General features: G+C 65.0%; 23 protein-coding genes. 18 read left to right on the top strand and 5 right to left on the bottom strand.

Annotation, left to right across the window (positions count from 1 at the left end; translation table 11 throughout):
- Window positions 1–61: 61 nt before the first annotated feature.
- On the bottom strand, window positions 62–487 hold the full coding sequence (locus R2669_RS17020) for a MarR family winged helix-turn-helix transcriptional regulator (protein WP_147218541.1): 426 nt from the start codon (window positions 485–487) through the stop codon (window positions 62–64).
- 216 nt (window positions 488–703) lie between these two features.
- On the opposite strand from R2669_RS17020, the gene R2669_RS17025 reads away from it, so the two are divergent.
- The 9 genes from R2669_RS17025 (at window position 704) to R2669_RS17065 (ending at window position 8020) form a co-directional block, all read left to right on the top strand.
- Complete coding sequence (locus tag R2669_RS17025) at window positions 704–1237, top strand: hypothetical protein (RefSeq protein WP_428984280.1); 534 nt, start codon at window positions 704–706, stop codon at window positions 1235–1237.
- A complete protein-coding gene (locus R2669_RS17030; protein ID WP_316901386.1) occupies window positions 1234–1743 on the top strand; it encodes a hypothetical protein in 510 nt (169 codons plus the stop codon). The genes R2669_RS17025 and R2669_RS17030 overlap by 4 nt, the downstream gene beginning before the upstream one ends.
- Window positions 1744–1879: 136 nt before the next feature.
- Window positions 1880–2167 (top strand): hypothetical protein, encoded by a 288-nt coding sequence (locus tag R2669_RS17035; RefSeq protein ID WP_316901388.1) that lies wholly within the window; start codon window positions 1880–1882, stop codon window positions 2165–2167.
- Complete coding sequence (locus R2669_RS17040; protein WP_316901390.1) at window positions 2164–2430, top strand: hypothetical protein; 267 nt, start codon at window positions 2164–2166, stop codon at window positions 2428–2430. The genes R2669_RS17035 and R2669_RS17040 overlap by 4 nt, the downstream gene beginning before the upstream one ends.
- 7 nt (window positions 2431–2437) lie before the next feature.
- Entirely contained in the window at window positions 2438–4060 is a 1623-nt protein-coding gene (locus tag R2669_RS17045) for a PepSY-associated TM helix domain-containing protein (RefSeq protein ID WP_316901392.1), read from the top strand.
- 199 nt (window positions 4061–4259) lie between these two features.
- On the top strand, window positions 4260–6365 hold the full coding sequence (locus R2669_RS17050) for a TonB-dependent siderophore receptor (RefSeq protein ID WP_316901394.1): 2106 nt from the start codon (window positions 4260–4262) through the stop codon (window positions 6363–6365).
- Window positions 6366–6973: 608 nt separating this feature from the next.
- Window positions 6974–7390, top strand: a complete 417-nt coding sequence (locus tag R2669_RS17055) for a MarR family winged helix-turn-helix transcriptional regulator (RefSeq protein WP_027679670.1) — start codon at window positions 6974–6976, stop codon at window positions 7388–7390.
- 55 nt (window positions 7391–7445) lie between these two features.
- Entirely contained in the window at window positions 7446–7838 is a 393-nt protein-coding gene (locus tag R2669_RS17060; RefSeq protein WP_316890480.1) for a tautomerase family protein, read from the top strand.
- Between the two features lie 47 nt (window positions 7839–7885).
- Window positions 7886–8020: a hypothetical protein gene (locus tag R2669_RS17065; RefSeq protein WP_004632518.1), complete on the top strand. Its 135-nt coding sequence runs from the start codon at window positions 7886–7888 to the stop codon at window positions 8018–8020.
- Window positions 8021–8024: 4 nt separating this feature from the next.
- On the opposite strand, the gene R2669_RS17070 is transcribed toward R2669_RS17065, so the two are convergent.
- Entirely contained in the window at window positions 8025–9044 is a 1020-nt protein-coding gene (locus tag R2669_RS17070; protein WP_316901492.1) for a GlxA family transcriptional regulator, read from the bottom strand.
- Between the two features lie 88 nt (window positions 9045–9132).
- Between R2669_RS17070 and R2669_RS17075 the strand changes: the two genes are divergently transcribed.
- From R2669_RS17075 to R2669_RS17090, 4 genes are all read left to right on the top strand, one after another.
- The gene (locus R2669_RS17075; protein ID WP_316901396.1) at window positions 9133–10275 is read left to right on the top strand and encodes an acyl-CoA dehydrogenase family protein; all 1143 of its coding nucleotides are present in this window, start codon (window positions 9133–9135) and stop codon (window positions 10273–10275) included.
- Window positions 10276–10302: 27 nt separating this feature from the next.
- Window positions 10303–11508 carry an acetyl-CoA C-acetyltransferase gene (locus tag R2669_RS17080; RefSeq protein WP_147218885.1) on the top strand — a complete coding sequence of 402 codons (1206 nt, stop codon included), beginning with the start codon at window positions 10303–10305 and terminating at the stop codon, window positions 11506–11508.
- A gap of 13 nt (window positions 11509–11521) precedes the next feature.
- Window positions 11522–13648, top strand: coding sequence for a 3-hydroxyacyl-CoA dehydrogenase NAD-binding domain-containing protein (locus R2669_RS17085; RefSeq protein WP_316901398.1), 2127 nt, complete (start codon window positions 11522–11524; stop codon window positions 13646–13648).
- Window positions 13649–13904: 256 nt separating this feature from the next.
- Window positions 13905–16577 carry a bifunctional diguanylate cyclase/phosphodiesterase gene (locus tag R2669_RS17090; protein WP_316901400.1) on the top strand — a complete coding sequence of 891 codons (2673 nt, stop codon included), beginning with the start codon at window positions 13905–13907 and terminating at the stop codon, window positions 16575–16577.
- Between the two features lie 8 nt (window positions 16578–16585).
- Here the strand turns inward: R2669_RS17090 and R2669_RS17095 are convergent, their stop codons facing one another.
- Both R2669_RS17095 and R2669_RS17100 read right to left on the bottom strand, forming a co-directional pair.
- Window positions 16586–17407, bottom strand: a complete 822-nt coding sequence (locus R2669_RS17095; protein ID WP_316901402.1) for an anti-sigma factor family protein — start codon at window positions 17405–17407, stop codon at window positions 16586–16588.
- Window positions 17397–18032 carry an RNA polymerase sigma factor gene (locus tag R2669_RS17100; RefSeq protein ID WP_316901405.1) on the bottom strand — a complete coding sequence of 212 codons (636 nt, stop codon included), beginning with the start codon at window positions 18030–18032 and terminating at the stop codon, window positions 17397–17399. The genes R2669_RS17095 and R2669_RS17100 overlap by 11 nt, the downstream gene beginning before the upstream one ends.
- A gap of 197 nt (window positions 18033–18229) precedes the next feature.
- Here R2669_RS17100 and R2669_RS17105 point away from each other — a divergent pair, with 197 nt between their 5' ends.
- The 5 genes from R2669_RS17105 to R2669_RS17125 all read left to right on the top strand — a co-directional run bounded on the left by R2669_RS17105 (window position 18230) and on the right by R2669_RS17125 (window position 22411).
- A complete protein-coding gene (locus R2669_RS17105; RefSeq protein WP_316901407.1) occupies window positions 18230–19192 on the top strand; it encodes a metallophosphoesterase family protein in 963 nt (320 codons plus the stop codon).
- A 1-nt stretch (window position 19193) separates the two neighbouring features.
- Window positions 19194–19571 (top strand): cupredoxin domain-containing protein, encoded by a 378-nt coding sequence (locus R2669_RS17110; RefSeq protein WP_147219308.1) that lies wholly within the window; start codon window positions 19194–19196, stop codon window positions 19569–19571.
- Between the two features lie 180 nt (window positions 19572–19751).
- Window positions 19752–20228, top strand: coding sequence for a DUF305 domain-containing protein (locus R2669_RS17115; protein WP_316901409.1), 477 nt, complete (start codon window positions 19752–19754; stop codon window positions 20226–20228).
- Window positions 20228–21703, top strand: coding sequence for a YncE family protein (locus R2669_RS17120; protein ID WP_316901411.1), 1476 nt, complete (start codon window positions 20228–20230; stop codon window positions 21701–21703). The genes R2669_RS17115 and R2669_RS17120 overlap by 1 nt, the downstream gene beginning before the upstream one ends.
- 126 nt (window positions 21704–21829) lie before the next feature.
- Window positions 21830–22411, top strand: a complete 582-nt coding sequence (locus R2669_RS17125; protein ID WP_316901413.1) for a J domain-containing protein — start codon at window positions 21830–21832, stop codon at window positions 22409–22411.
- 573 nt (window positions 22412–22984) lie between these two features.
- On the opposite strand, the gene R2669_RS17130 is transcribed toward R2669_RS17125, so the two are convergent.
- A complete protein-coding gene (locus R2669_RS17130) occupies window positions 22985–23890 on the bottom strand; it encodes a LysR substrate-binding domain-containing protein (protein WP_027679648.1) in 906 nt (301 codons plus the stop codon).
- Window positions 23891–23962: the final 72 nt, after the last annotated feature.

Here is a 23962-nt window from a genome sequence, read left to right on the forward strand (position 1 = left end):
TCTCCATATGTGCATATGCACAGTTTTACTGCAAAAAAATGCGCCGTTGCCCGGCGCGGGTTCAAGTCGTGGTGAGGGCAAACAGGGCTTCGCGAAGCGCGCTGGCCCGGTCCGCCCCGAATTTGTCGTCAATCTCCTGCTGAGCCGCCCGCCAATGCGTCTCGGCGGCTTTGAGCAGCGCCAGTCCCCTCGGCGTCAGATGCAACGCCGTCGCACGACCTGTGGATGCGGCCTTCTGGACGAGCAAACCATCGCGCTGCATCGGTTGCAGGGCGCGCACGAGGGTGGTTCGATCCATCACCAAGGCTTCGGCCACCGACGCCATCGTCGGTTCAGCGGCGGCCGTGGCAATTGCGACGAGCACCGAAAACTGCGACGACGTCAGTCCGACCTCGCCCAGATGGCGGTCGTAAAGCTGCGTAACATAACGCGCCGCCTGACGGACGGCGAGCGCGGTGCACTTGGGGGTTTCAGGTAACTGCGACATGCGCTGCAGTTTATCAGTGCATATGCACATGTCAAGCGATTCCATGTCGGACGATATCGATTCAAGCCAGCAAAAAGACTGTGTGCCTCGCTGACAGGAGGCTGGATGGTGCGCGCGGCACAACTCAAAACAATTGTGAGAAACCGCGCCGCATCGCCGTTTGCGGGCCGCAGCGTCCTTTAGAATTCGCTCTGTTGCAGATTTGGAAGTCCACACATGCGCACACCACGGTTCGCATCTGCCCGGATGCTGGGCAGCGCGCTCGCCCTGAGCACGTTGGCACTCAGCGGCTGCAGTTCGCTGATGTCGGAAGGCACGACCGCCGCGGCCGGTATCGGCGGTGCGGCCCTCGCCGCCAAGGTGACCGACAACGCGGCCGTGGCCACCGGCATCGGCTTGGGCGTACAAGCCGGCGCACGGGCCGCGTTGCAGCACAGCCAACGCGTGGTCCACACCGAAACCCAAGACCACATCGCGCAGATCGCCGGGGCGCTGGCCGACAACACCGTCGGCAACTGGCAGATCAAGCACCGCATTCCCCTGGAGCCCGACGAGCACGGCCGCGTGGTGGTCACGCGTTCGATCAACGGGCCGCTGGTCAACTGCAAGGAAATCCTCTTCACCGTGGACGGCGTTGAAGACGGCGCGGCGAAGGTCGACTTCTTCGTCGCGTCGATCTGCCATGACGGCAAGCAATGGAAGTGGGCGACGGCAGAACCGGCCACGGCGCGATGGGGATCGCTGCAATGAGCCGCGCGCGCTGGCTTGTCACAGCGTGTGCGGGCCTGATGGCTGGCTTGATGGCCGGCTGCTCGTCGGTCGGGCCGTTGACCGGCGCCGCAGCGGGCGTGGCCACCGGCACAGTCACGGGCAACCCGGCGGTGGCCTATGGCGTGGCGGTGTCGGTCAACGCCGCGACCGATGCGTCGATCAAATATGCGACGCGCAAATGGGCCGCCAGCGAGCAGGATGCGCTGGCCATGGCCGTCGGGCGGTTGAGCGACAGCACGCCTTCGCTCAACTGGTCGCTCGAACGCATGATGGGCTTCACCAAGGCGCACGGCCAGGTCGTGCTCGTGCGCACGTTCACGACGCCGCTGGCCACGTGCCGCGAAGCGGTGCTGACCGTTCAGGAAGCGCTCGCGCCCAAGAACGCGCCCGGCGCTGGTTATACGATTTACGCGTGCCAGAACGGCAGCACATGGCAGTGGGCCAACGCCGAGCCCGCCGTGCCGCGCTGGGGCAACCTGCAGTAGGGAGGTCCGGCTGCGGTAGCGCCCGCCCCCTCCCCCAGTCCATCAATTCCCCCAACTGCAACGCGCAACTGCGTCTGCTTGTGCAATTTAATAAGAATCATTATCATTTGCGTTCTTAATTGAATTGAAGACTGCCATGCACGGTATTGCCCTTCTCCTTGGGCTGCTGGCCGCCGGCTGCCTGTATGCGGCCGCGCCCAACCAAGTGCTGCTGCTTGCGCCCGCCTCGCGCCTGCGCGGGCGCGTGCTGTGTAGCGTTGCTGCTGCATTGGCGGTCATTGCCGTGGTGCTGTGGAGCGACGTGCTGGGCTGGCCGGGGGCGGTCATCGCCGTGGCGCTGGTGGTCACGGGGGCCTTGTCGCTGTGGCCCATGTTGGGCGCGTGGATGCAACAACGGCGCGCAAGCAGCGAGACGCCGTCATGAGCGGCATGGGCACCAAGTGGCTGGCCGGTGCCGTGCTGGGGCTGCCGCTGTCCATTGCGCTGTGCACGCTGGCGATCCTGTGGCTGCCGGGCGGCTGGGAAAGCGGTGTCATCGGGGCACTGCTCGTCTGCCTGCCGCTGTGGGCGGTGATCATCAGCGTGAGCGCGTTGTTTCCGACCAGCGCCCGCGCGTGGGGCGTGCTCGCGGCCGTCAATGCCGTGTCATTCGGCGTGCTGTGGCTGCCGCGCCTGATGGTGACCTGACCTCGCCATGAAATCGACGACCTTACGTCTGTATCAGACGCTGCATACCTGGGTGGGCCTGATGGCGGGCTGGGCGCTGTTCATCGCGTTCTTTGCCGGTGCGCTCACCGTATTCCATGAAGAGCTGCATGCGTGGCAGAACCCCCTGCGCGCCGAGCGTGCGGCGGTTGCCACCAGCCCTGCCGATATCGACCGCTTCGTGAACACGCTGGTGCGCACGCATCCGGCCGCTGCCGCAAGCGCGTACGTCATCTTCCCGAACGAGGGCGAACCGGAATTCTCGGCGTATTGGCAGAACAGCAAGGGCGATTGGCAAATGACGACCGGCAGTGGGCTGGCGGCCGGCAAGACCTCGCCGAAAGACCTGTCGATCGAACCCTCCAAGGGCGAGCTGGCCAATTTCCTGAACCGGCTGCACTACTCGCTGGGGCTGGAGGAGCCAGGCATGTACTTCATGGGCGTGATCTCGGTGCTCTACGGCGTGGCGCTCATTTCGGGCGTGCTGCTGCACCTGCCGCGCCTGAAGAAGGATCTGCTGGCCGTACGCCCGGGGCGCAATCTCAAGCGCTTCTGGATGGACATGCACAACGTGCTCGGGCTGTTCAGCCTGCCCTTCCACCTGATCTTTGCGATCACCGCGCCGGTGCTGTGTCTGAGCATCGTGCTGATGACCGTGTTCAACACCGTGGCGCTCAACGGCAAGCTGTTCGACGCAGTGCCGCGTGTAACCACGGCGGCGGGCACGGTGGTGGCCGCCAAGCGCGCCGCGCCCATGCTGCCGGCCGAGCAGCTGCTGGCCCGGGCACGCGAGGCGGCCGCCCCCAACTTCACCGTCAAGTCGATCCACTACCAGCAGATTGGCGATGCGAATGCCGTGGCGGAACTACGCGGCAGCAGCACGCGCGCGGTCGGCGACTACGGCTCGGTGGCAATTCACGCAGCGGCCGACCAGCCCAACAGCGGCAAGCTCGTCGGCAACCAGACGCCCGATGCGCGCGACACCAATCACGCCCTCTACAGCCTCGTCTACGGCTTGCACTTCGGTACTTACGGCGACATCGCCTTGCGTCTCGCCTATCTGGTGATGGGCCTGGCAGGGGCCTTCGTCTTCTACTCGGGCAACCTGCTGTGGATCGAATCGCGCCGCAAGCAGCGCAAGGCAGAACAACCGCGTCTGCATCAACTGCTGGCCCGCGCCACGGTGGGCGTGTGCGTCGGATGCTGCGTCGGCGTGATGGCGACGTTCCCAGCGGCGCTGCTGTGGCCGGAGCGCTCGGCGGGCGTGACGTACTACACCGTGTTCTTCGCGGCGATGGCCTGGGCGATGCTGCGGCCACCAGCGCGCGGCGCCGTCGAACTGCTAAGCGCTGCCGCCATCGCGGCGGTGCTTGCCCCCGTCACCAACGCCGTCGTGACTGGCGACCACCTGCTGCGCACGATGGCGCGTGGCGACTGGATGGTGGCCGGCTTCGACCTGGGCGCACTGGCGCTCGCGTGCGGCTTTGTCGGCCTTGCGCGTGCGACGCTGCGCCGGGCGCGCCACGGTGCGGCCGATTCCGTCTGGGCCATGCCGGTGCGCGAATCGCGCGTCGGCAACGACCTGCATCCGAGCGTCGCCAGAGAGCCGTAGCTCTACACGCCGCCACCAAGAAACCACAACCACCCGCACAGGACTCGCGCATGCCGCTCGCCGGCACGCACGCGACTGCGCACGCCTGCACACAACATTGATTCAGGGGAGCTTGATCATGCGAGCCGCTGCTTTACCACCCGCTTCACGCCGTTCCATCAACCGCCTTCGCCCAACGCCGCTGGTACGCAGGCTCGCAGTGGCTTTTGCCGCCATGGGCGCAGGTGCATCAGCCTACGCGCAGCAGAGCACCACGCAGGTCGACCTGCCCGCCACGCAAGTCACCGCCGGCAAATCGGCGGCCTATGGTGCGAAGCAGGCCAGCACCGGCGCACTGGGCGACAAGGCCGTGCTCGATACGCCGTTCACCATCAACGTTGCCACGCAGGAGCTGATCCAGAACCGTCAGGCACAGACCATCGGCGAGGTTTTCAAGGGCGATCCGGCGGTCACCGCCAACAACGACGGCTACATCGGCGAGGCGTCGAACATCACCATCCGCGGCCTGCAGCTCGACCTGCTGGAGGGTTACAAGGTCGACGGTCTGGCCGTCCCCAACTGGGGCAGCGATGTGCCGCTCGAACACTTCGAACGCGTGGAACTGCTCAAGGGCCTGTCGGGTTTCATGTATGGCTTCGGCACGCCGGGCGGCATCGCCAATTTCGTGACCAAACGCCCGACCAACACCTTTGGCGGCAGCGCCACGTTCGGCTTTACCAGCGGCGGCACGCTGAAGGAATCGCTCGATGTCGGCGGACGGTTCGGCCCGACCAAGGCCCTGGGCGCGCGCCTCGGTGTAGTGCATGAAGAAGGCGACACCTTTGTCGACGGCGGCCATATCAAGCGCGACTCCGCATCGCTCGCACTTGATGCGCGCATCACGCCCGATCTGCAGTGGTCGTTTGACGGCCTGTACATGCAGCGCAACGTACAGGGCGCCTACTACGGCATCATCCCCGGCCAGGACTTTGGTGTGCCGGTCACGGAGTTCGTGCGCACGCCGCGCGCCATTGACGGCAGCCAACGCGTGTCGTCGCGCGGGTCGTATTACGAGACCGAGATCAAATCCGTCGGCACCGAACTGAACTGGGCGGCCACGCCGGACTGGAACGTGCGCGCCGCCTATCGCTACACGCAGCAGAACCGAGGCAATGCCGACAGCGCGATCCAGCTGACGGACAACGCGGGCAACTTCAGCGAGCTGCAGTACAGCTCGTACCAGCGCTACCAATACAGCCAGGCGCAGGTGATGGCCAACGGCAAGGCGCGCACAGGCCCGATCGAGCATGAACTCGTCTTCGGCACCTCGTGGCAGAGTCTCACGCAAGCCACGGGTGGCTTTGCTTCCACGCTGCTCGGCACGGGCAACCTGTACGACACGTCGGCGTTCGTGTCGTCCGGGGCGACACCGATGCGGGTGCCCGCGTCCGACGGTCTGGCTCGCACATCCCGGATCGACCAGACGTCCGTCTTTGCGAGCGATACGGCCAAGTTCAACGAGCACTGGTCGGTGCTGGGCGGGTTGCGCTACACGCGCTTCAACCAGACCGGCTACAACGCCGACGGCAGCACCTCGGCCAAATACACCCGCGAGCCGATCACGCCCACCCTGGCGCTCATGTTCAAACCCGTGCAGCCGGTGACGCTGTACACGAGCTATGTGGAATCGCTGGAGGCCGGCGCCACCGCACCAATCACCGCACTCAACGCGGGCACGGTATTCGGGCCGCTCAAGAGCAAGCAGATCGAAGTGGGCGCCAAGGCGGAACTCCACGACTGGACATTCGGCGCGGCGCTGTTCCAGGTGCAGCGCGGGCTGGCGTATCTGCGGCCGGACAAAGTCTATACGCAAGACGGCATGACGCGTTATCGCGGGCTCGAATTGAGCGCGCGTGGCAAGCTCGCGCGGGACTGGACGCTGCTGGGCGGGGTGCTGTTCATGGACTCGGAGAACACGGAGTCCGATGCCTCGGTGCTGGGCAAACGCGCCTACGGCTCACCGCGCTTCAAGGCGACGGCCTATGTGGAATATGCCGTGCCGCCGGTGCCTGGGCTCGTGCTGTCGGCAGGTGGCCAGTACGTCGGCAACTTGGCGCTTGAAGCGGACAACAGCAACATCGTGCCGGGGTATCACACGTTTGATGTGGGGGCGCGGTATTCGACCAAGGTGGGCGGCAAGCCGGTGACGCTGCGGTTCAACGTCGACAACCTGACGAATGAGAAGTACTGGTTGCCGAGTTGGGGGTTCATTCTGGTGCAGGGGGCGCCTCGGACGGTTAGGGCTAGTGCTACGGTTTATTTTTGATTTTTTTGTTTTTGTTTTTGTTTTTGTTCTGGTGTTGTTGGTGCGCCCCTTGTTTCATCCCCTGCCGGGGCTGACTCACTTTCTTTGGTCTTGCCCAAAGAAAGTAAGCAAAGAAATGCGCGCCCGAGATGGCGAAAGATTCCTTGAATTTATGTCGCAGGGAGGGGAAGGGAAAAACTCGCTTCGCTCAGACAGTTTCCCTTCCTTTTTCCTCCCTGCAACAGAAATTCAAGGCGCCATCTAGGGCAGGAAAGTCAAAGGACAAAGCCACACCCTCGGGGCGCAGGCCCAAACGAAAAGGCCAACCGCACGATGGGTTGGCCTTTTTCCTTTGACGTTGAGCCCTTGATGGCGCCTTGAATTTTCGTAAGCGGGCGGAAAAAAGGTGGGGAACTGTCTGAGCGAAGCGAGTTTTCCCCACCTCCGCCCGGTTACGCAAATTCAAGGAATCCTTCGCCATCTCGGGCGCGCCTTTCTTTTGCTTACTTTTCTTTGGCAAGACAAAGAAAAGTAAGTCGGTCCCGGCAGGGAACGAAAGGGGGGTGGACCACCAACACAAAAAAAACAAGTTGCATATCTAACCATCCTCCCCTACCATCCACCTCACCATGTTCGACCACTGCCTCTACTTCAACACCACCGCCCTGGCCCGCAAGCTCGACCGCGTCTGGGCAGACGCCTTTGCGCCGTTCGATCTCACGCCGCCGCAAGGCTTCATGCTCCGTGCGATCGTCGACCGCCCTGGCATGCTGCAAAGCGAGTTGTCGGAAGCCATGTCCGTCACGCGCCCCACGGCAACGCGCGCGCTGGATGGGCTGGAAAGCAAGGGCCTGATCGAACGTCGCAAGACGGAAGCCGACGGCCGCGAGACCGCCATTTTCCCGACGCCGGAAGCCGTCAAGATCGGGGCGGCGTTGAACGAGGCCAGCGGCGCCGTCACCGCAAGGTTGAAGCGCGTGCTGGGCAGTACCGAATTCACCGATACCGTGACGAAGATCCGCGGTGTGCGCTCTACCCTGACATGAGCGTCCATTTTTTTTGGCCATGTAGTTGCATTGCTAACTAATAGGAGAAACCATCATGCCCATCCTCAACGTCAAAGTCAGCGCCAAACGTTCTGCAGAAATGACGCAGAAGATTGCCAGCACCTTGCTGGAACTCACCTCCCGCATCCTGGGCAAGGACCCGAAGGTCACGGCCATTGCCATCGACTATGTCGACCCGGAAGACTGGATCGTCGGCGGGCAGACGCTGGCCGCACAAGGCAAGAACAGCGTCTATTTCGACATCAAGGTGACGGACGAAACGAATACCAAGGCCGAGAAGGCGCAGTACATCGCCGCGGCGTTCACGGCTTTCGCCGAGCTGCTCGGCAATCTGCACGAAGAGAGCTATATCTATGTGCAGGACGTTCGCGCCGCAGCTTACGGCTACGGCGGCAAGACCCAGGAATACCGCTACCAGCACGCGTAAATGTGCCGGCCGCACCGCTCCCCACCCAACAACGATCAGGTGACATCATGAACCGCATGAGCGCTTTCTTCGCGGCCAGTTGGCTGGCCGCCGCGTTGCTGTACTTTGGCCAACATTCGCTGCCGCTGACCGCGCTCTCGGGTGTGGTGTTGCTGGCCGGCTTCGATCTGCTGCGTCCGTGAAACTTCAGCGGGTGCGATGCTGCGCCCGGTATTGCAGCGGACTGCAACCGCGGCCGGCAGAAAACGCGCGACTCAGTGCGCTGACGCTGCCGTAGCCGCATTCATCGGCAATATGGTCGAGCGGCTGGCGGCCCGTTCGCAGCAGAAACGCGGCCAGTTCCAGCCGCAGCGTCGCCACGTAGCGCCGCAGGTTGCTGCCGGTGGCGGCGGCAAAGCGGCGCGTCAAGCTGCGCTCGCTCATCGCTGCCTGGGCGGCCAGCTCCGCCAGCGTTGGGGGCGCTGCCAGTTCCCGTTCGACGATGTCCTGGATGGCCAGCATGGCCGCATCGCCGTGGCGCTTGAACTGAGCCGTCCACACGGCCATGTGTTCGTATGACGGCAGGGATTGCGTGAGCGCCGTGCGCAGCATCCGCCGCGATGCGCCGGCCCCGCGGCAGTGATCGATGACGTACGCGCAGGCGTCCACGGCAGGGTTGATGCCGCTGACGGTGATGATGCGGCCATCCACCGCAAGCGGCCGGTCGGGCGTGTAATGCACGTCGGGAAAATGCCGTGCAAACCAGGCGCGCTCGCTCGCCAGCCCCGTCGCTCTACAACCATCCAGCAATCCAGCCTTGGCGAACAGCGGCGCCGCGTTCATGCCAACCACCAGGGCACCAGCCTCATAGCGCCTGCGCAGCCACTCGGCGAGGCGCGCTTCTTCCGCATCCAATGTCGCCTCCGGGGCGAACTGTGCGGGCACGATCACGACGTCGTAGGGCGCATCGGTCAACGCGGCGGTGGCGGGCACAGGCATATCGCCAAAGCTTCGGACGGCCGCCCCATCGGCTGACAACACATCGATATCGAAGAGCCGGCTGCCCATCACATCCACGCTGCGCGCCTGCATGGTGCCGGCCACCAGCAACATCTCCTGGGTCAGAAACACGTAACCGGCAAACAGGCGCGGCGGCAGGAGGATGGCAATACGCGCCCGCGTGTGCAAACCGGCGCGTTTGGAGGCAGCTTTCGGCTGGCGCTTCATATCAAGAAAGTGGCGATCCGGATCAACCGGAATTGTCGCGGCCTTGTTGAAATACGGCAACCCATCCGCCGCCCATTCTGGAGCCGCCATGATTGCCCGCACGCTGTTCGATGCTGAACACGACACCTTCCGTGAATCCGTCCGCCGCTTCATCGACGCCGAAGTCCTGCCCCACCACGAGCGCTGGGAAGATCAGGGCTACGTCGACCGCGCCATCTGGGAAAAGGCCGCTGCCGCCGGCTACCACTGCGCCAGCATGCCCGAGGCCTATGGCGGCGCCGGTGCCGACATCCGCTACAGCACGGTGCTGATCGAAGAGATTGCCCGCACGGGCGCCACGGGCCTGGGCTTCGGCCTGCATTCTGAAATCGTCGCGCCGTATCTGCTGCACTACGGCAGCGAGGCGCTGAAACAGCACTACCTGCCCAAGCTGGCGAGCGCCGAGATGATCGGCGCGATTGCCATGACCGAACCCGGCGCGGGCTCCGACCTGCAAGGCGTGCGCACCACCGCCACGCGCAGCAGCGACGGCAGCCATTACGTGCTCAACGGCTCGAAGATCTTCATCACCAACGGCTGGCACGCGGACGTGGTGATCGTCGTGGCGCGCACCACGCCCGAAGGCGGCGCCAAGGGCACGAGCCTCTTTGTCGTCGACACCAGCATGGACGGCTTCAGCAAGGGCAAGCGGCTGAAGAAGGTCGGCATGAAGGCGCAGGACACCGCCGAGCTGTTCTTCGACAACGTGCGCGTGCCGGCCGCCAACCTGCTCGGCGAGGAGCATCGCGGTTTTGCGTACCTGATGCAGGAACTGCCGTGGGAGCGCCTGCAGATCGCCATCGGCGCCATCGCTTCGGCCGAGGGCGCGCTTGATTGGACGCTGCGCTACGTGCGCGAGCGCCAGGCCTTCGGCAAATCCATCCTCGATTTCCAGACCGCGCGGCACGCATTGGCCGAACTGAAAACGGAAGTGCAGATCGGCCGCGTGTTTGTCGACCAGTGCATCTCGCTCAAGCTGGCCGGCAAGCTCGATGCCGCCACCGCATCGATGGCCAAGTACTGGACCACCGACCTGCAATTCAAGGTGATGGACCGCTGCGTGCAGCTGCACGGCGGCTACGGCTACATGTGGGAGTACCCCATCGCCCGCGCGTGGGCCGATTCACGCGTGCAGCAGATCTACGGCGGCACCAACGAGATCATGAAAGAGCTGATCGCCCGCACCCTTTAACGAGCACGACCTTCAGGACGCAACGCTATGGAAGCCTATATCTACGACGCCGTTCGCACCCCGCGCGGCAAGGGCAAGAAAGACGGCAGCCTGCACGGTGTCACGCCGCTGCGCCTGGCCGCAACCGCACTGCGCGCCATCCGCGATCGCAACCAGCTCGACACGGCATTGGTGGACGACGTCGTGCTGGGCTGTGTGGAACCCGTGGGCGAACAAGGCGCGTGCATCGGCCGCGTGGCAGTCCTGTCCGCCGGCTATGCCGAGACGACGGCCGGCGTGCAGATCAACCGCTTCTGCGCCTCGGGCCTGGAGGCCTGCAACATGGCCGCTGCACAGGTGATGGCCGGGCAGAGCAACTTCGCCATCGGCGGCGGCGTGGAGAGCATGTCGCGCGTGCCGATGGGTGCCAGCGGCGGCGCATGGCCTGTGGACCCGGCCGCGGCCATCCCGCTGTATTTCGTGCCGCAAGGCGTGTCGGCCGACACCATCGCCACCAAGTGGGGCTACAGCCGCCATGACGTCGACGCCTACGCCGCCGAGAGCCACCGCCGCGCGCATGCGGCCAGCACCGCTGGCTGGTTCACAGGTTCGATCGTGCCGGTGCGCGACCAGAACGGCCTGACCATCCTCGACCGCGACGAGATGATCCGCCCGCAGACCACCGTCGACACACTCGCGCAGCTCAAACCCTCGTTTGCGGAATTGGGCGAGCAATACGGCTTTGACGCCGTGATCCGCCAGCGCTATCCCGAACTCGAACGCATCGAACACGTGCATCACGCGGGCAACAGCTCGGGCATCGTCGATGGCGCCGCAGCCGTATTGATCGGCAGCCGCGAGGCCGGCAAGCGCGCGGGCCTCAAACCGCGTGCGCGCATCCGCAGCTTTGCGAGCATCGGCTCGGAGCCGTCGATCATGTTGACCGGCCCTTCGTACGCGGCCGAGAAGGCACTCAAGCGCGCGGGCATGTCGGCGGCCGACATCGACCTGTACGAACTGAACGAAGCCTTCGCCTCCGTCGTGCTGCGCTTCATGGAGGTGCTGGCCGTGCCGCATGACCGCATCAACGTCAACGGCGGCGCCATTGCGATGGGCCATCCGCTCGGCGCCACGGGCGCCATGATTCTCGGCACGCTGCTCGACGAGCTGGAACGGCGTGGCGCGAGCACGGGGCTTGCCACGCTGTGCGTGGGCGCCGGCATGGGCACCGCCACCATCATCGAACGCGTTTAAGGAGCGTGCTGACATGATCGACATCACCATCGACACCGACGGCATCGCCACGCTCACGTGGAACCAGCCGGGCCGTGCGCAGAACGTGCTCAACGGCGACACCTGCGCCGCCTTCTTTGCCGCCATCGACCGCGTATGCGCCGATGCCGGCGTCAAGGGCATTCTCGTCACCTCCGCCAAGGCGGATTTCATTGCCGGCGGCGACCTCGAATGGCTGCAGGCCAGCGACGACGCCGCCACGTTGTTTGAACGCACGTGCGAACTGCACCGCATGCTGCGCAAGTTGGAAACCTGCGGCAAGCCCGTGGCCGCCGCGCTGCCGGGTTCGACACTGGGCGGCGGGCTGGAGATTGCGCTCGCCTGCCACTACCGCGTGGCCGCCGACAACGCCCGCGCGCGCTTCGGCCTGCCCGAAGTCACGCTCGGCCTTTTGCCGGGCGGCGGCGGCACGCAGCGTCTGCCGCGCTTGATTGGTGTGCAGAAGGCGCTGCCGATGCTGCTTGAAGGCAAGCGCATCAAGGCGGCAGACGCGCTCAAGCTCGGCATTGTCGATGCGGTCGTCAATGCGGGCGACGAGGCCGATGCCGCGCGCACGTGGCTGCTCGGCGAAGGCCAGACCCGCGCGCAGCAACCATGGGACATCAAGGGCTACAAGGTGCCCGGCGGCGGCATCGCCAGCCCCGCCGTGCAGCAGCTATTCACGGCAGCCAACGCCATGCTGCGCCAGAAAACCTACGGCAACTATCCGGCCGCGGCGAGCATCCTGTCGTGCGTATATGAAGGGCTCATCACCGATCTCGATACGGGCCTCAAGACCGAGGCGCGCTACTTCGTGCAGGCGGTGCTGTCGCCGGAGGCACGGGCGATGATCCGTACCCTTTTCTTCAGCCTGAACGCCGCCAACAAACTGGCCGCACGCCCCGCCGATGTGCCTGCGCGGCGCTACGCCAAGATCGGCGTGCTGGGCGCCGGCATGATGGGCGCCGGCATCGCCTACGTCACCGCCAAGGCAGGGTTGCCCGTCGTGCTGCTCGACACCACGCAAGAAGCCGCCGAACGCGGTAAAGACTATTCGCGCAAGCTCGTCGAGAAGCAGGTACAGCGCGGCCGTCTGCATGCCGACCAGGCCGAAGCGCTGCTCGCGCGCATCCAGCCGACCACGTCCTACGCCGACCTGGACGGCGCGGGGCTCGTTGTTGAAGCCGTGTTCGAGCAGCGCGACATCAAGGCCGACGTGACGCGCCAGGCCGAGGCTGTGCTGTCGCCCGATGCCATCTTCGCGTCCAACACATCGACGCTGCCGATTACCGGTCTGGCAGAAGCGAGTCAGCGCCCAGGCAATTTCATCGGGCTGCATTTCTTCTCGCCGGTCGACAAGATGCCGCTGGTGGAGGTGATCGTTGCCCGGCAGACCACGCGGGCGACGCTTGCGCAGGCGCTCGATTACGTCAAGGCCATCTGCATGACGCCCATCGTCGTCAATGACAGCCGCGGCTTTTATACGAGCCGCGTGTTTTCGACCTACGTGCTCGAAGGCCTGGCGATGCTCGCCGAAGGGGTCGCCCCTGCGCTCATCGAAAACGCCGGGCTGCTGGCCGGCATGCCGGTGGGGCCGCTTGCGTTGATCGACGAGGTTTCGAGCGAACTGATCCACAAGGTCAACCAGCAGACCCGCGCCGACCTGGGGGTCGCCTACATCGAGCGCCCGGGCGAAGCCGTGGCCGAGCGCATGGTCGCGCTGGGCCGCATCGGCCGCAAGGCGGGCCGCGGCTTCTACGACTATCCGGAAGGCGGCAAGAAGATGCTGTGGCCCGGGCTGGCGACCGAATACCCCAACGCCGCCGCGCAGCCCGACGTGCAGACGCTGGTCGACCGCCTCATCACCGTGCAGGCCGTGGAGACGGCGCGATGCCTGGATGAGCGCGTGGTGACCGATCCGCGCGATGCCGATGTGGGCGCGCTGCTCGGTTGGGGGTTCCCGGCATTCCGTGGGGGGCCTGTGTCGCATATCCATCGCGTGGGGGTGGGCGCCTTTGTCGAACTGTGCGACCGGCTCGCGGCAGAACACGGCCGCCGCTTTGCGCCCCCTGCCCTGTTGCGTGACATGGCAGACAAGCAGGCCGCGTTTTACGAACGCTGACCCTGCCGGCGCCCGCGTGCCTTCGGCCGCGCGGCGCCTCTCTCTGCAGGCGTTGCGCCGCACAAACAGCAACCAAGGGTAAGTCCGGGTTTTACCTGCCCCGGGCAAACGATTGCGCTCCTGCTGGCCTGCCTCCACGGTCGGGTTAAGACACATGGGGCCCGCTCCGATATAGAGTGAGAGGCACATGAATTGCCGACACCCAGGCACGCTGCGCGTGCCCTAGGCAACTGGACACGCAAACGCTGGAGTGGGGATGCCCGCAGAGCAATCGAAGGCTTCTTCTGATAGCACGACCGAGACAACGCCGCGGCAAGGATGGCGGCAGAGGTTGCTGTCGCCGCTGAACATCGGGGCGGCGGTGGTCCTGCTGTTCATCTGGACGTTCACGTTCCATCAACTCACACAAGAACGCGACCGGCTGATCCGTGATGCGCAGGCGCGCACGCAGGTCGAAGCACGGGCATTTGGCGAGTACTCGCTCGGCAGCGTGCGGCGCGTGTCCGAATTCCTGCTCGATCTGCGCGCGAGCTGGCTATCCGGTCGCGACGTGTTCGACCACGTGATCCACGAGCGGCAGGAAGCCGTGCGCGACCTGACCTTCCAGGTGGCCGTGATCGACGAGAACGGGATGCTCGTCTACTCCAGCATCGGCCCCACGACAGAACGCCTCGACCTGAGCCAGCGCGAGCACTTTCGCGTGCACAAGGAATCCGGCGGACGCGACGTGCTCTTCATCAGCGACCCGGTGCAGGGCAAGGTCTCGAAAAAGTGGTCGATCCAGTTCACGCGCCCCATCCTCAGGGCGGGCCAGTTTGCTGGCGTCGTGGTGGTGTCGGTCAGCCCGGAACAGTTCGCGAGCTTTGCCAATACGCTCGCCATCGGCAAGGACGGGGCTGCCACCATCATCCGCGAGTCCGGTCAGATCCTGGCCCGCGTGCCGAACCCGACTGCAGGTATCGAAAAGCCGCCGCGCCGCCGACAGTTCAACAAGCCCGGTGCGCAGGACACCGGCAGCTACCGCGTGGTGTCGGGCACCGACGGAGTGGAGCGCATCATCGGCTATCACCATGTGCCGGAGATCGGGCTGTACTTCCTGGTGGGCGAGTCGGTCGTCTCGGTGCTGGCGCCTTACGACGGCTATCGGCGCACCGCGCTGGTCGAGGCGGCAGGCTCCACCCTGCTTCTCGCGCTGCTGTATTTCACGCTGCGCCACCAGGGAGCCGAGCGCAAGCGGCACATGGAAGACATGCGCCTGGCGTCCATGGTCTATGCATCGAGCAGCGAAGCAATGATGGTGATGACGCTCGACGGGCGCGTGATCGACGTGAACCCGGCCTTTACCGTCACCACGGGCTATTCGGCGCAGGAGTTCAAGGGCCAGTCCAGCGACGCGATCCGCTCTGAATGCAACGAGCGCGCCGTCATCGACGCCATGCGTGAGGGCGTCTCCACCAGAGGCACGTGGAGCGGCGAGTACCTGATCCGCCGCAAGGACGGCAGCGAGTTTCCCGCGCTGCTCACCATCGACACGTTTGCAGACAGCACGCTGGGCGAGCCACGCCGCGTTGCGCTCATCCACGACATGACGGAGAAGAAGCGCGCCGAAGAGGTCATCTGGCGGCAGGCCAACTTCGACGCGCTCACCGATCTGCCCAACCGGCACATGTTCTACAACCGCCTGCGCCAGGAGATTGCACGGGCGCGCCAGACGTCGACACAACTGGCGTTGCTGTTCATCGATCTGGACCGTTTCAAGGAAGTGAACGACTCGCTTGGCCATGACCAGGGCGACATCCTCCTCAAGGAGATCGCCCGGCGCATCTCGGCCATCGTGCGCGGCACCGATACGGTCGCGCGGCTGGCCGGCGACGAGTTCACCATCATCCTGCCGGACCTGCCCGATGCCGCAGCGGCCACACCCATCATCCGCAGCTTGCTCACGCGCATTGCCGCGCCGTTGCAGCTGGGCGAAGAAAGCGTGGAAGTGTCGGCCAGCATCGGGGTAGCGCTGTATCCGCGCGATGCCGACACCGCTGAATCGTTGCTCGTGTGCGCAGACCAGGCCATGTTTGCGGCCAAGAGCGCCGGGCGCAACCAGTGGGCCGTCTTCACCCCGGCCTTGCAGCGCGCCGAACAGGAGCGCCTGCGCGTGACCAGCGACTTGCGCGTAGCGCTCGCGCACGGCCACCTGGCGGTGCACTACCAACCCATCGTCGATCTGGTCACGGGGAAGGTCCGCAAGGCCGAGGCGCTGATCCGCTGGACGCATCCCGTGCGGGGCGAGATCGATCCGGCGGATTTCATTCCGGTGGCCGAAGACAGCGGCTTGATCGTCGAGATCGGCAAGTGGGTGCTGAACCAGGCGCTGGACCGGCTCGCACACTGGCACGCCACGCTCGACAACACGCTGCAGGTGTCGGTGAACAAATCGCCGCTGGAGTTCCGCGCGCACCAGTCGGGCACCGAATCGTGGCCGAAGGTGGTGGAGCGCCGGGGGCTTGCGCCGCACAGCCTCGTCGTTGAAATTACCGAGGGCTCACTGATGGCCGACAGCGCAGAGGTGATGGAACACCTGCACGAATTCCGGCGCGCGGGCATCGACATCGCGCTCGACGATTTCGGTACGGGGTATTCGTCGCTGTCGTACCTCAAACGCTTCGACATCGACTACATCAAGATCGACCAGTCCTTCGTGCGCAGCCTCGCGCATGACCCGAAAGACATCGCACTGTGCAGCGCCATCGTCAGCATGGCGCACGCACTGCGCATCAAGGTCATTGCGGAGGGCATCGAGACCGAGGAGCAGAAGGCGATCCTGGTGGCGGCGGGCTGTGATTACGGCCAGGGCCACCTCTTCTGCCCGCCGGTGCCCCCGGCCGCGTTTGAAGCCTTTGTGCTCAAAAGACAGCAGCTTGCGGAAACCTGACCGTTTTTTCAGCCGCCGCGCACGGCCCGCGCAAACGCCTGCACCACGTCGGCAGACGCATCGGTGATGGCCCAGTAGCCCATGCCGGCGCTGCGCCAGAACATCAGCTGGTAGCCGCGCTCGGTGCGCAGCGCGGGCTCGGTATCGCCGCCCGCCTCGGGCCGCACGTACAAGTCGACGGGATGCTGCGCTGAGCGGTAAACCAGCACCGCGACCGGACGCCCGTCGATGTAGTCCAACCGGCCGCCGATGAGCGGGAAACCGTGTGCGGCAAGGTCAGCAACAGGCGGCGCATAGTCGATGCGACCGTTGAACCAAGGCTTGACCGTGTGCCGGTCGGTCGACAACACGTCCGTCTCCCGCGCGCCCAGCAACGCCCGCACATGGCTGGCGGTGATGTCGTGCGCGGTGAGCGCAGCCGTATCGGGCCGCCCAACCAGCACGCCCACGCCGAGCGCCACCGCCGCCAGCGCGCCGGCTCCCAGCCCCAAGCCGAGCCTGCGGGATGGCGTGATCAACCAATTGGCCAAGTGCTGCCATGGCGATGCCGCCGGGCGCGGCGTGCGCGTGGCAGCCGGTTCGGCCCGCACGCCGGCCTCCTTCTGCACGGCCCGCAAGACGCGCGCGCTCAAACCCGCCGGCGCCTTCATGTACACCGCCGGCGCACGCAGCCCCTGGCGCAGCGCACGCACCACGCCATCGTGGCGCGCAGCGATGTCGGTACACGCGGCACACGTGGTCAGGTGCGCTTCCATGCGCAGGCTGTCGGCCGCACCGAGTTCGCCATCGGCGCGGGCAGCCAGCAGCGCGCGGATGTCGTCACAGTTCATGGCGGGACTCCTTGGTGCTGTTTCCCATACCGCCCGTTGCGCGGATGGGCGTCACGTTCGTGCGCGGGGGTGCGTTGTCTTCCGTCAACAGGCGGGCGAGTTGCTGCCGCGCACGCGCCAGCCGCGACATGACCGTGCCGATGGGCGCGTCGACCACGGCGGCAATGTCGCGGTACGGCAGGTCTTCCAGCTCGCGCAACACGAGCACCTCGCGATACGGCACCGGCAATTGCGCGAGCGCGGCATGCACGCGGCGCACGTCGTCGATGCGCGCGAGCAGCGCAGCGGGGTCGATGCCGTAGCTGGCGCTGTCGTCGTGCGCCTGGCCGGCGGCCGCGTCGTCATCCCAGGGCTGGGCCGGCGCCTGCTTGCGGCGCGCGCATTCCGAGAACCACGTGTTGCGCACGATGGCGAGCAGCCACGGGCGTCCATCCCCGCCGCGAAACCCGCCGAACAGCCGGAATGCGCGCAGGCAGGCTTCCTGGACGATGTCGTCGGCGTCTTGCGCGTCGCCCGAGAGCCAGCGCGCCAGGTTGTAGGCGGCGTCGACATGCGGCAGCACCGACTGCGCAAAGCGCTGCGCGTCGGTGGGCAGATCGAGCGTGGGGTCTGGCAGGTCGGGCATGGCGGCCTGGAGGCAGTTGACCTTCGTATACCGGGGTGCAATCCAGTTTATTCCCGCGCCGAAGAAATTTTGTGGAAACGCGAATCTCGTGGAATACGCCGGCACCCCGGCCGGTATGACAGGCAGCACCGGCGCTTCTTCCATTTCCATCGTGCCGGGTCATTACCCAACTCAGCCATCTATCGCAGGGGACACCCATGAGCAAGCAACCCGGACGACGCCAGTTCCTGCAACTGGCCGCGGTCGGCGGTCTGGTGTACGCATCCGGGCTGCCCGGCTGGCAGGCGATGGCGGCCACCACGCGCGCCGCCGGCGCCAAGCCAGACGATTTCTACTTCGTGCAGTTATCCGACACGCACTGGGGCTTCAAGGGCGCGCCCAACCCCGATTCGCAAGGCACGCTGCCCAAGGCGATTGCGGCGGTGAACGCGCTGTCGCCCGCGCCGGACTTCGTCATCTTCACGGGCGACCTCAGCCACATCAGCGACGACCCTGCCGAACGCCGCAAGCGCCTGGCCGAATTTCGCGACATTGCCGCGCAGATCAAGGTGCCGGTGGTGCATTACATGCCGGGCGAGCACGACGCTTCGCTCGACAACGGCGAGGCCTATATCGAACTCTTCGGCCGCACGCATTATTCGTTCGATCACAAGGGCGTGCACTTCATCGCCATCGACAACGTGTCGGACCCATCCGCGCGCGTGGGCGATGCACAACTCGCGTGGCTGGCGGCCGATGTGCGTTCCGTGCCTGAGCACACACCCATCGTCGTGTTCACGCACCGGCCGCTGTTCGATCTGTACCCGCAATGGGACTGGGCCACGCGCGACGGCCAGCAGGTCATCGACTTGCTGATGCCGCACCCCAACGTGACGGTGTTCTACGGTCACATCCACCAGGAACACCACCACATGACTGGGCACATTGCGCACCACTCGGCGCGCTCGCTGATGTTCCCGCTGCCTGCACCGCCCGCGCCGGGCTCGCAGGCCAAACGGAACCCGATCCCGTGGGATGCCGCCGCGCCGTATCGCGGCCTCGGCTGGCGCAGCATCACCGAGCACGGCAAGCACGATGCCGCCACCTGGGCGCTGGCCGAGCAGCCGATCCATGCGAACAGCGAAGCCAACACCATCAACAAGACGCCGGAGGCCACCTGACATGCGCCCGTTCATTGCACACAATCCCAAGCGCCGCCGGGCGCTGTGCCAGTTCACCGTGCTCGCCGCAGGCGCAGCGCTTGCCTGCGTTGCGCACGGCGAGGGCCCGACCGTCATCCGCGTGCACGCGCGCAAGTTCACGTTCACGCCCGACAAGATCACGCTCAAGCGGGGTGTGCCCGTGGTGTTTGAACTGACCGGGCAGGACATCCTGATGGGCTTTGCCATTCCAGACTTCAACGTGCGCGCCGATGTGGTACCGGGGCAGACCGTGCGGCTGGCGCTCACGCCCGACAAGACCGGCACGTTCGATTTCCTGTGCGACATCTTCTGCGGCTCGGGCCACGAGACGATGAACGGAACGTTGACCGTCACCTGAAGCGCAACAGCAAAATGCAAAGCGACACGCCCCGACCTGTTCGGGGCGTTTTCATTTGTGGGACGCGTGCGTGGCTTGTGTGTGCGGCGAAAAATAAATCTTTGCGACGCGTGGGAATAAACCGCCGCCCTGCCTTGTTTACTCCGCTATCACGCCATCGGCGCGCATCCTGGAGAACCCATGTCGTCACGTTTGAAGCCTCGCCCGCGCGCGTTGCTGTTCGCTGTTCTCACGCTCATATCAAGCATCGGCGCACACGCTGCACTCGCGCAGCAACCGCCGCCCCAAGCCGATGTCGAGCAGGCGTTCCTTGCCGAAAACGATGTCGCCATGACAAGGATGATGGACGGGATGGCCCCCAAGCCTACCGGCAACATCGACCAGGATTTCGTGGCCATGATGGCGCCGCATCATCAGGGCGCTATCGACATGGCCGTGGCATACCTGCGCTACGGCCAGAACGAACAGCTGCGCCGCATCGCGCAGGAAATCGTCATTGCGCAACAGCAGGAGATTGCCGCGATGCGCCTGGCGCTTGGCCAGCCGCTGCCCCCGTCTGCACCCGTGCAAACGCAGCTGCGCCCCCTTTCTGCCACGACGGCACCCGCACCGCACGCGGCGCATCACGCCCACACCACCCACCAACAGGAAGATTGATGAAACACCGACTGTTTGTTGCCACGGCACTTGGCGCGGCGGCCCTGACGTGCGCCTCGATCGCATGCGCCGGCCAAGCTCCCGCATCGCTCGCCTCGCCTGACATTCCCATCAGCCACAAGGATCGCGTCTATGCGGCGGAGCAATTTTCCAACACGGTGTCGGTCACGGACCCCGCCAGCAACACGCTCCTCGGGGTGATCAAACTGGGCGATCCGGCACCGGCCAACTTCAGCCCGCTCTATCGCGGACAGGTGCTGGTGCATGGCATGGGCTTCTCGCCCGATCACCGGACCCTGGCGGTGGTCTCCATCGGCTCCAACTCGGTCACGTTCATCGATACGCAGACCAACGCGGCCAAACACACGACGTATGTTGGCCGCTCACCTCACGAAGCGTTCTACACGCCGGATGGCAGCGAGGTCTGGGTGACCGTGCGCGGCGAGAACTACATCTCCGTGCTCGACGCCAAGACCTATGCGGAGAAGACGCGCGTGACCGTCCCGGCAGGCCCCGGCATGCAGATCTTTTCGCCGGACGGCAAGTACGGCTACGTGTGCTCGTCGTTCAATCCGGAAACGGTGGTGATCTCGACGGCGGACCACAAGATCGTGGGACACATCAAACAGGAATCGCCGTTCTGCCCCAACATTGCGGCCACGCCGGATGGCAAGCAGGTGTGGTTCACGTTGAAGGACGTTGGCAAGGTGCAGGTGTTCCACGCCGAGCCACCGTTCAGCGCGATCACCTCGTTCGACACGGGGCCCATCACCAATCACGTCAACTTCGCGCACAGCGCCAAGGGCACGTTCGCCTACGTGACGATTGGCGGCACGAATCAGGTCAAGGTGTTCCGCGCCGACAACTTCGAACAGGTCGCAACGATTCCGGTCGGCAAACTTCCGCACGGTCTATGGCCATCAGGGGACGGCACACGCATCTACGTCGGTCTGGAGAATGACGACGCGCTGGCCGTCATCGACACACAGACGAACAAGGTCGTATCGACCATTCCGATCGGCCAGGCACCGCAGGCGCTGACGTACGTGCCGAATGCGGTGCCTGAGGGCGACGGCACGCAGAATCTGCAGCCGCTCGGCGTAGCGGGGCAGGTCAGTCATCTCACGCTCTTGCCGGCTGGCGCAGACAAGTCCGGCGCATTGGCAGCGCCGACCAGCGTGGCGCTGTTCGACCAAGGGCTCGTTCAAGTTCTCCAGGCCTCGGTGACCGGACTGCAGCCGAAGCAGCCCTATGCGCTTGCCTTGTCACAGCATGCAGATGGCAGCGGCCCGCTGGAGAACCTGGCGAACTTCATGACCAACCCGGCCGGCGGCGCCATCGTCAACTCGATCGGGCAGATTCGGCAGATCGTTACGCCTGCCAACGCTGACGCCGGTAACGCACGCCGATACCTCGTGATTGCGCCGGTGGTATCGGGCAACCTGGGGACAGCGGTGCAGGTTCAGGCGAGGTAAGCGCGATGCGCCCGACGCGGTGTTTTGGCCGCGCCGGGCGCCAATTTTGCTGATGCACCGGTGTGCCCAGCTGGGCAACATGCCCATGCTAGGATGACCTTCCCCCCGGCAGCCGCCACACCGCACATGACCACCATCTACGCGACCCTCGGCGTGCAGCCAGACGCGACCCTGGACGAAATCAAGCGCGCTTACCGCCGCGCCGCGATGAAGTGGCACCCCGATCGCAACCCTGGCCGCGAAGCCGAGGCCTATGCGGCGTTCCAGGAGATCCGCGAGGCCTACGCCATCCTCTCCGATGCCGAGCAGCGGCGCGTCTACGACGAGGTCTTCGCGCAGGAAATGCAGCGCTGGCAGGCCGAGCGTGATGCGCAGGAAGCACAGGAGCAGGAAGCGCAACGCGAGCGCGAACGCCTTGCGCAGGCGCATTACGAAAAGATGGTGGCGATCGCGATGCGCTTTGCCGACGCCGGCCACAATCGCGACGTCCTGTTCGGCGTGCTGCTCGGCAAGGATTGCGATGCAGAACTCGCCGCGCGCATTGCCGACAGCGTGTGGGCCTTGCAGGAAGCATGGCGGGAGAGCGCAGCCACTACAGACTCGCCCGACAATGCGGCGACGATCAAACCCGATGAAGCGACTTCGCCCCAGCGAGCCTCCAGCGCGTTCGAGTCGTTCTGGCAGGGCTTGTTTGGTCTGCGGCAATAATTGCCGGACTTTCAACAGCGCCCAGCTGCGGGGACACATCCGGCCGTACGCCAATTCTGATTTATAGTTTCGCCCCTGCTCAGACGAAGCAGCCATCGGTACACTCTGCGCCATCGTTTTCCGTGCCATAGAGAAAGCGATCGAGGCTTGGAACCCTCGGACATAACGGGCAAGCGCCGAGCATAGGTGCTTGTCCTCAACCGCTATGGCTTGGCTTCGTCTCCCTCATTGGGCGAGCCAGGCTTGTACGGCTTCGGCCGTGCCGATCGTTATGTCTCGGTGTTCCAAACCTGCCTGTGCTCGCCCACCCCTCCCAAGGGTTGGGCGCGGTTCCGTTCATCACATGAAGAGGAATGCCGTGACCCGCTCGATCTCTCACGCCACCCGCTCACACGCGGTACTCAACCGCAACGCTGCCGGCAACGCGTGCGCCACAAGCGCGACGGATACGCCGGAACACTCCAAGCAACAACGCTGACTTGATGGGCGACCCAGGCGCATCCAGCCTGCTGGTGCCGATGTTGCAGCGTCGGCGCCGGGGCTTGTCTGGGCTCGCCCGCCCTTACACCGGCGCTATCTCGCCCCCAGCAACCGACACTCCGCCGACAGCGCCAACAGATTCGGATCGCGCTCCCGATTGCGCTGCATCACCAGCACGATATGCTGGCTGATCGCATAGCGCGCGGCCAGCGGGATCAATTGCACCTTCGGGCTGAAATCCGCCACGCGGCGCGGCAGCAGTGCGTAGCCGATGCCGCCGCTCACGAGATTCATGAGCGAGAAGATGTCGCCCACGCGCAGCGCGATCTGCGGGGCGAAGCCGGCCTTGTCGAAGGCGGCCATGAAGTCGTGGTACGTCGCAAAGTCATCGCCGAGTGCGACGAACTTTTCACGGCGCACGGTTTGCAAGTCGATCTCGGCCGATGCTGCGTACGGCGAGGCGAGCGGTGCGGCAAACAGAATTTCGTCGTCGAACATCGGCACGGTCAGCAGATCGGGATTGCGCAGCGGCTCGCCCAGCGCGATGACGATGGCGTCGAGCTGGCCGTCTTCCAACTTGGCCAGCAGGCTGCGATTCGAGCCCAGCGTGAGTTCGATGTCGAGTGCGGAGCGGCGCGTTTTCAGGCCCGCAAAGATGCGCGGCAACGTGCCAACCGTCATCGAATAGAGCCCGCCGATCTTCAGCGTCGTTGATGAAAAGCCTGCAGCTTCGCGCGTGCGGCGCACACCGGCTTCGCATTCGGCCAGGATGCGCTCCACGTGTTCGGCAAACACGTAAGCAGTGGACAGCGGAATCAGCTTGCGCCCATCGCGTTTGAAAAGGGGACAGCGCAAACCCTCCTCCAGCGAATGCAGCGCACGGTGCACGCTCACTGTGCTTTGTCCGAGCGCCTCTGACACGCGCGCCATGTTGCCCAGCGTCATGAATGATTGGAAGACCTCGAGCTTTTTCAGGGTGATGTCTTCATCGATTGCCATGGCAGGGGCTCCTCCGGGCGCGTTCTACGGGCGCGCTGCTATCAGAATCGGCCATTGTTTCATTAACTTCAA

It is taken from the genome of Ralstonia edaphi, assembly GCF_958350185.1.
GTDB classification, from domain to species: Bacteria; Pseudomonadota; Gammaproteobacteria; order Burkholderiales; family Burkholderiaceae; genus Ralstonia; species Ralstonia edaphi.

Coding starts and splice junctions, on each gene's coding strand:
- R2669_RS17020 (WP_147218541.1), bottom strand. CDS start 487: ATGTCGCAGTTACCTGAAACCCCCAAGTGCACCGCGCTCGCCGTCCGT.
- R2669_RS17025 (WP_428984280.1), top strand. CDS start 704: ATGCGCACACCACGGTTCGCATCTGCCCGGATGCTGGGCAGCGCGCTC.
- R2669_RS17030 (WP_316901386.1), top strand. CDS start 1,234: ATGAGCCGCGCGCGCTGGCTTGTCACAGCGTGTGCGGGCCTGATGGCT.
- R2669_RS17035 (WP_316901388.1), top strand. CDS start 1,880: ATGCACGGTATTGCCCTTCTCCTTGGGCTGCTGGCCGCCGGCTGCCTG.
- R2669_RS17040 (WP_316901390.1), top strand. CDS start 2,164: ATGAGCGGCATGGGCACCAAGTGGCTGGCCGGTGCCGTGCTGGGGCTG.
- R2669_RS17045 (WP_316901392.1), top strand. CDS start 2,438: ATGAAATCGACGACCTTACGTCTGTATCAGACGCTGCATACCTGGGTG.
- R2669_RS17055 (WP_027679670.1), top strand. CDS start 6,974: ATGTTCGACCACTGCCTCTACTTCAACACCACCGCCCTGGCCCGCAAG.
- R2669_RS17060 (WP_316890480.1), top strand. CDS start 7,446: ATGCCCATCCTCAACGTCAAAGTCAGCGCCAAACGTTCTGCAGAAATG.
- R2669_RS17065 (WP_004632518.1), top strand. CDS start 7,886: ATGAACCGCATGAGCGCTTTCTTCGCGGCCAGTTGGCTGGCCGCCGCG.
- R2669_RS17070 (WP_316901492.1), bottom strand. CDS start 9,044: ATGAAGCGCCAGCCGAAAGCTGCCTCCAAACGCGCCGGTTTGCACACG.
- R2669_RS17075 (WP_316901396.1), top strand. CDS start 9,133: ATGATTGCCCGCACGCTGTTCGATGCTGAACACGACACCTTCCGTGAA.
- R2669_RS17080 (WP_147218885.1), top strand. CDS start 10,303: ATGGAAGCCTATATCTACGACGCCGTTCGCACCCCGCGCGGCAAGGGC.
- R2669_RS17085 (WP_316901398.1), top strand. CDS start 11,522: ATGATCGACATCACCATCGACACCGACGGCATCGCCACGCTCACGTGG.
- R2669_RS17090 (WP_316901400.1), top strand. CDS start 13,905: ATGCCCGCAGAGCAATCGAAGGCTTCTTCTGATAGCACGACCGAGACA.
- R2669_RS17095 (WP_316901402.1), bottom strand. CDS start 17,407: ATGAACTGTGACGACATCCGCGCGCTGCTGGCTGCCCGCGCCGATGGC.
- R2669_RS17100 (WP_316901405.1), bottom strand. CDS start 18,032: ATGCCCGACCTGCCAGACCCCACGCTCGATCTGCCCACCGACGCGCAG.
- R2669_RS17105 (WP_316901407.1), top strand. CDS start 18,230: ATGAGCAAGCAACCCGGACGACGCCAGTTCCTGCAACTGGCCGCGGTC.
- R2669_RS17110 (WP_147219308.1), top strand. CDS start 19,194: ATGCGCCCGTTCATTGCACACAATCCCAAGCGCCGCCGGGCGCTGTGC.
- R2669_RS17115 (WP_316901409.1), top strand. CDS start 19,752: ATGTCGTCACGTTTGAAGCCTCGCCCGCGCGCGTTGCTGTTCGCTGTT.
- R2669_RS17120 (WP_316901411.1), top strand. CDS start 20,228: ATGAAACACCGACTGTTTGTTGCCACGGCACTTGGCGCGGCGGCCCTG.
- R2669_RS17125 (WP_316901413.1), top strand. CDS start 21,830: ATGACCACCATCTACGCGACCCTCGGCGTGCAGCCAGACGCGACCCTG.
- R2669_RS17130 (WP_027679648.1), bottom strand. CDS start 23,890: ATGGCAATCGATGAAGACATCACCCTGAAAAAGCTCGAGGTCTTCCAA.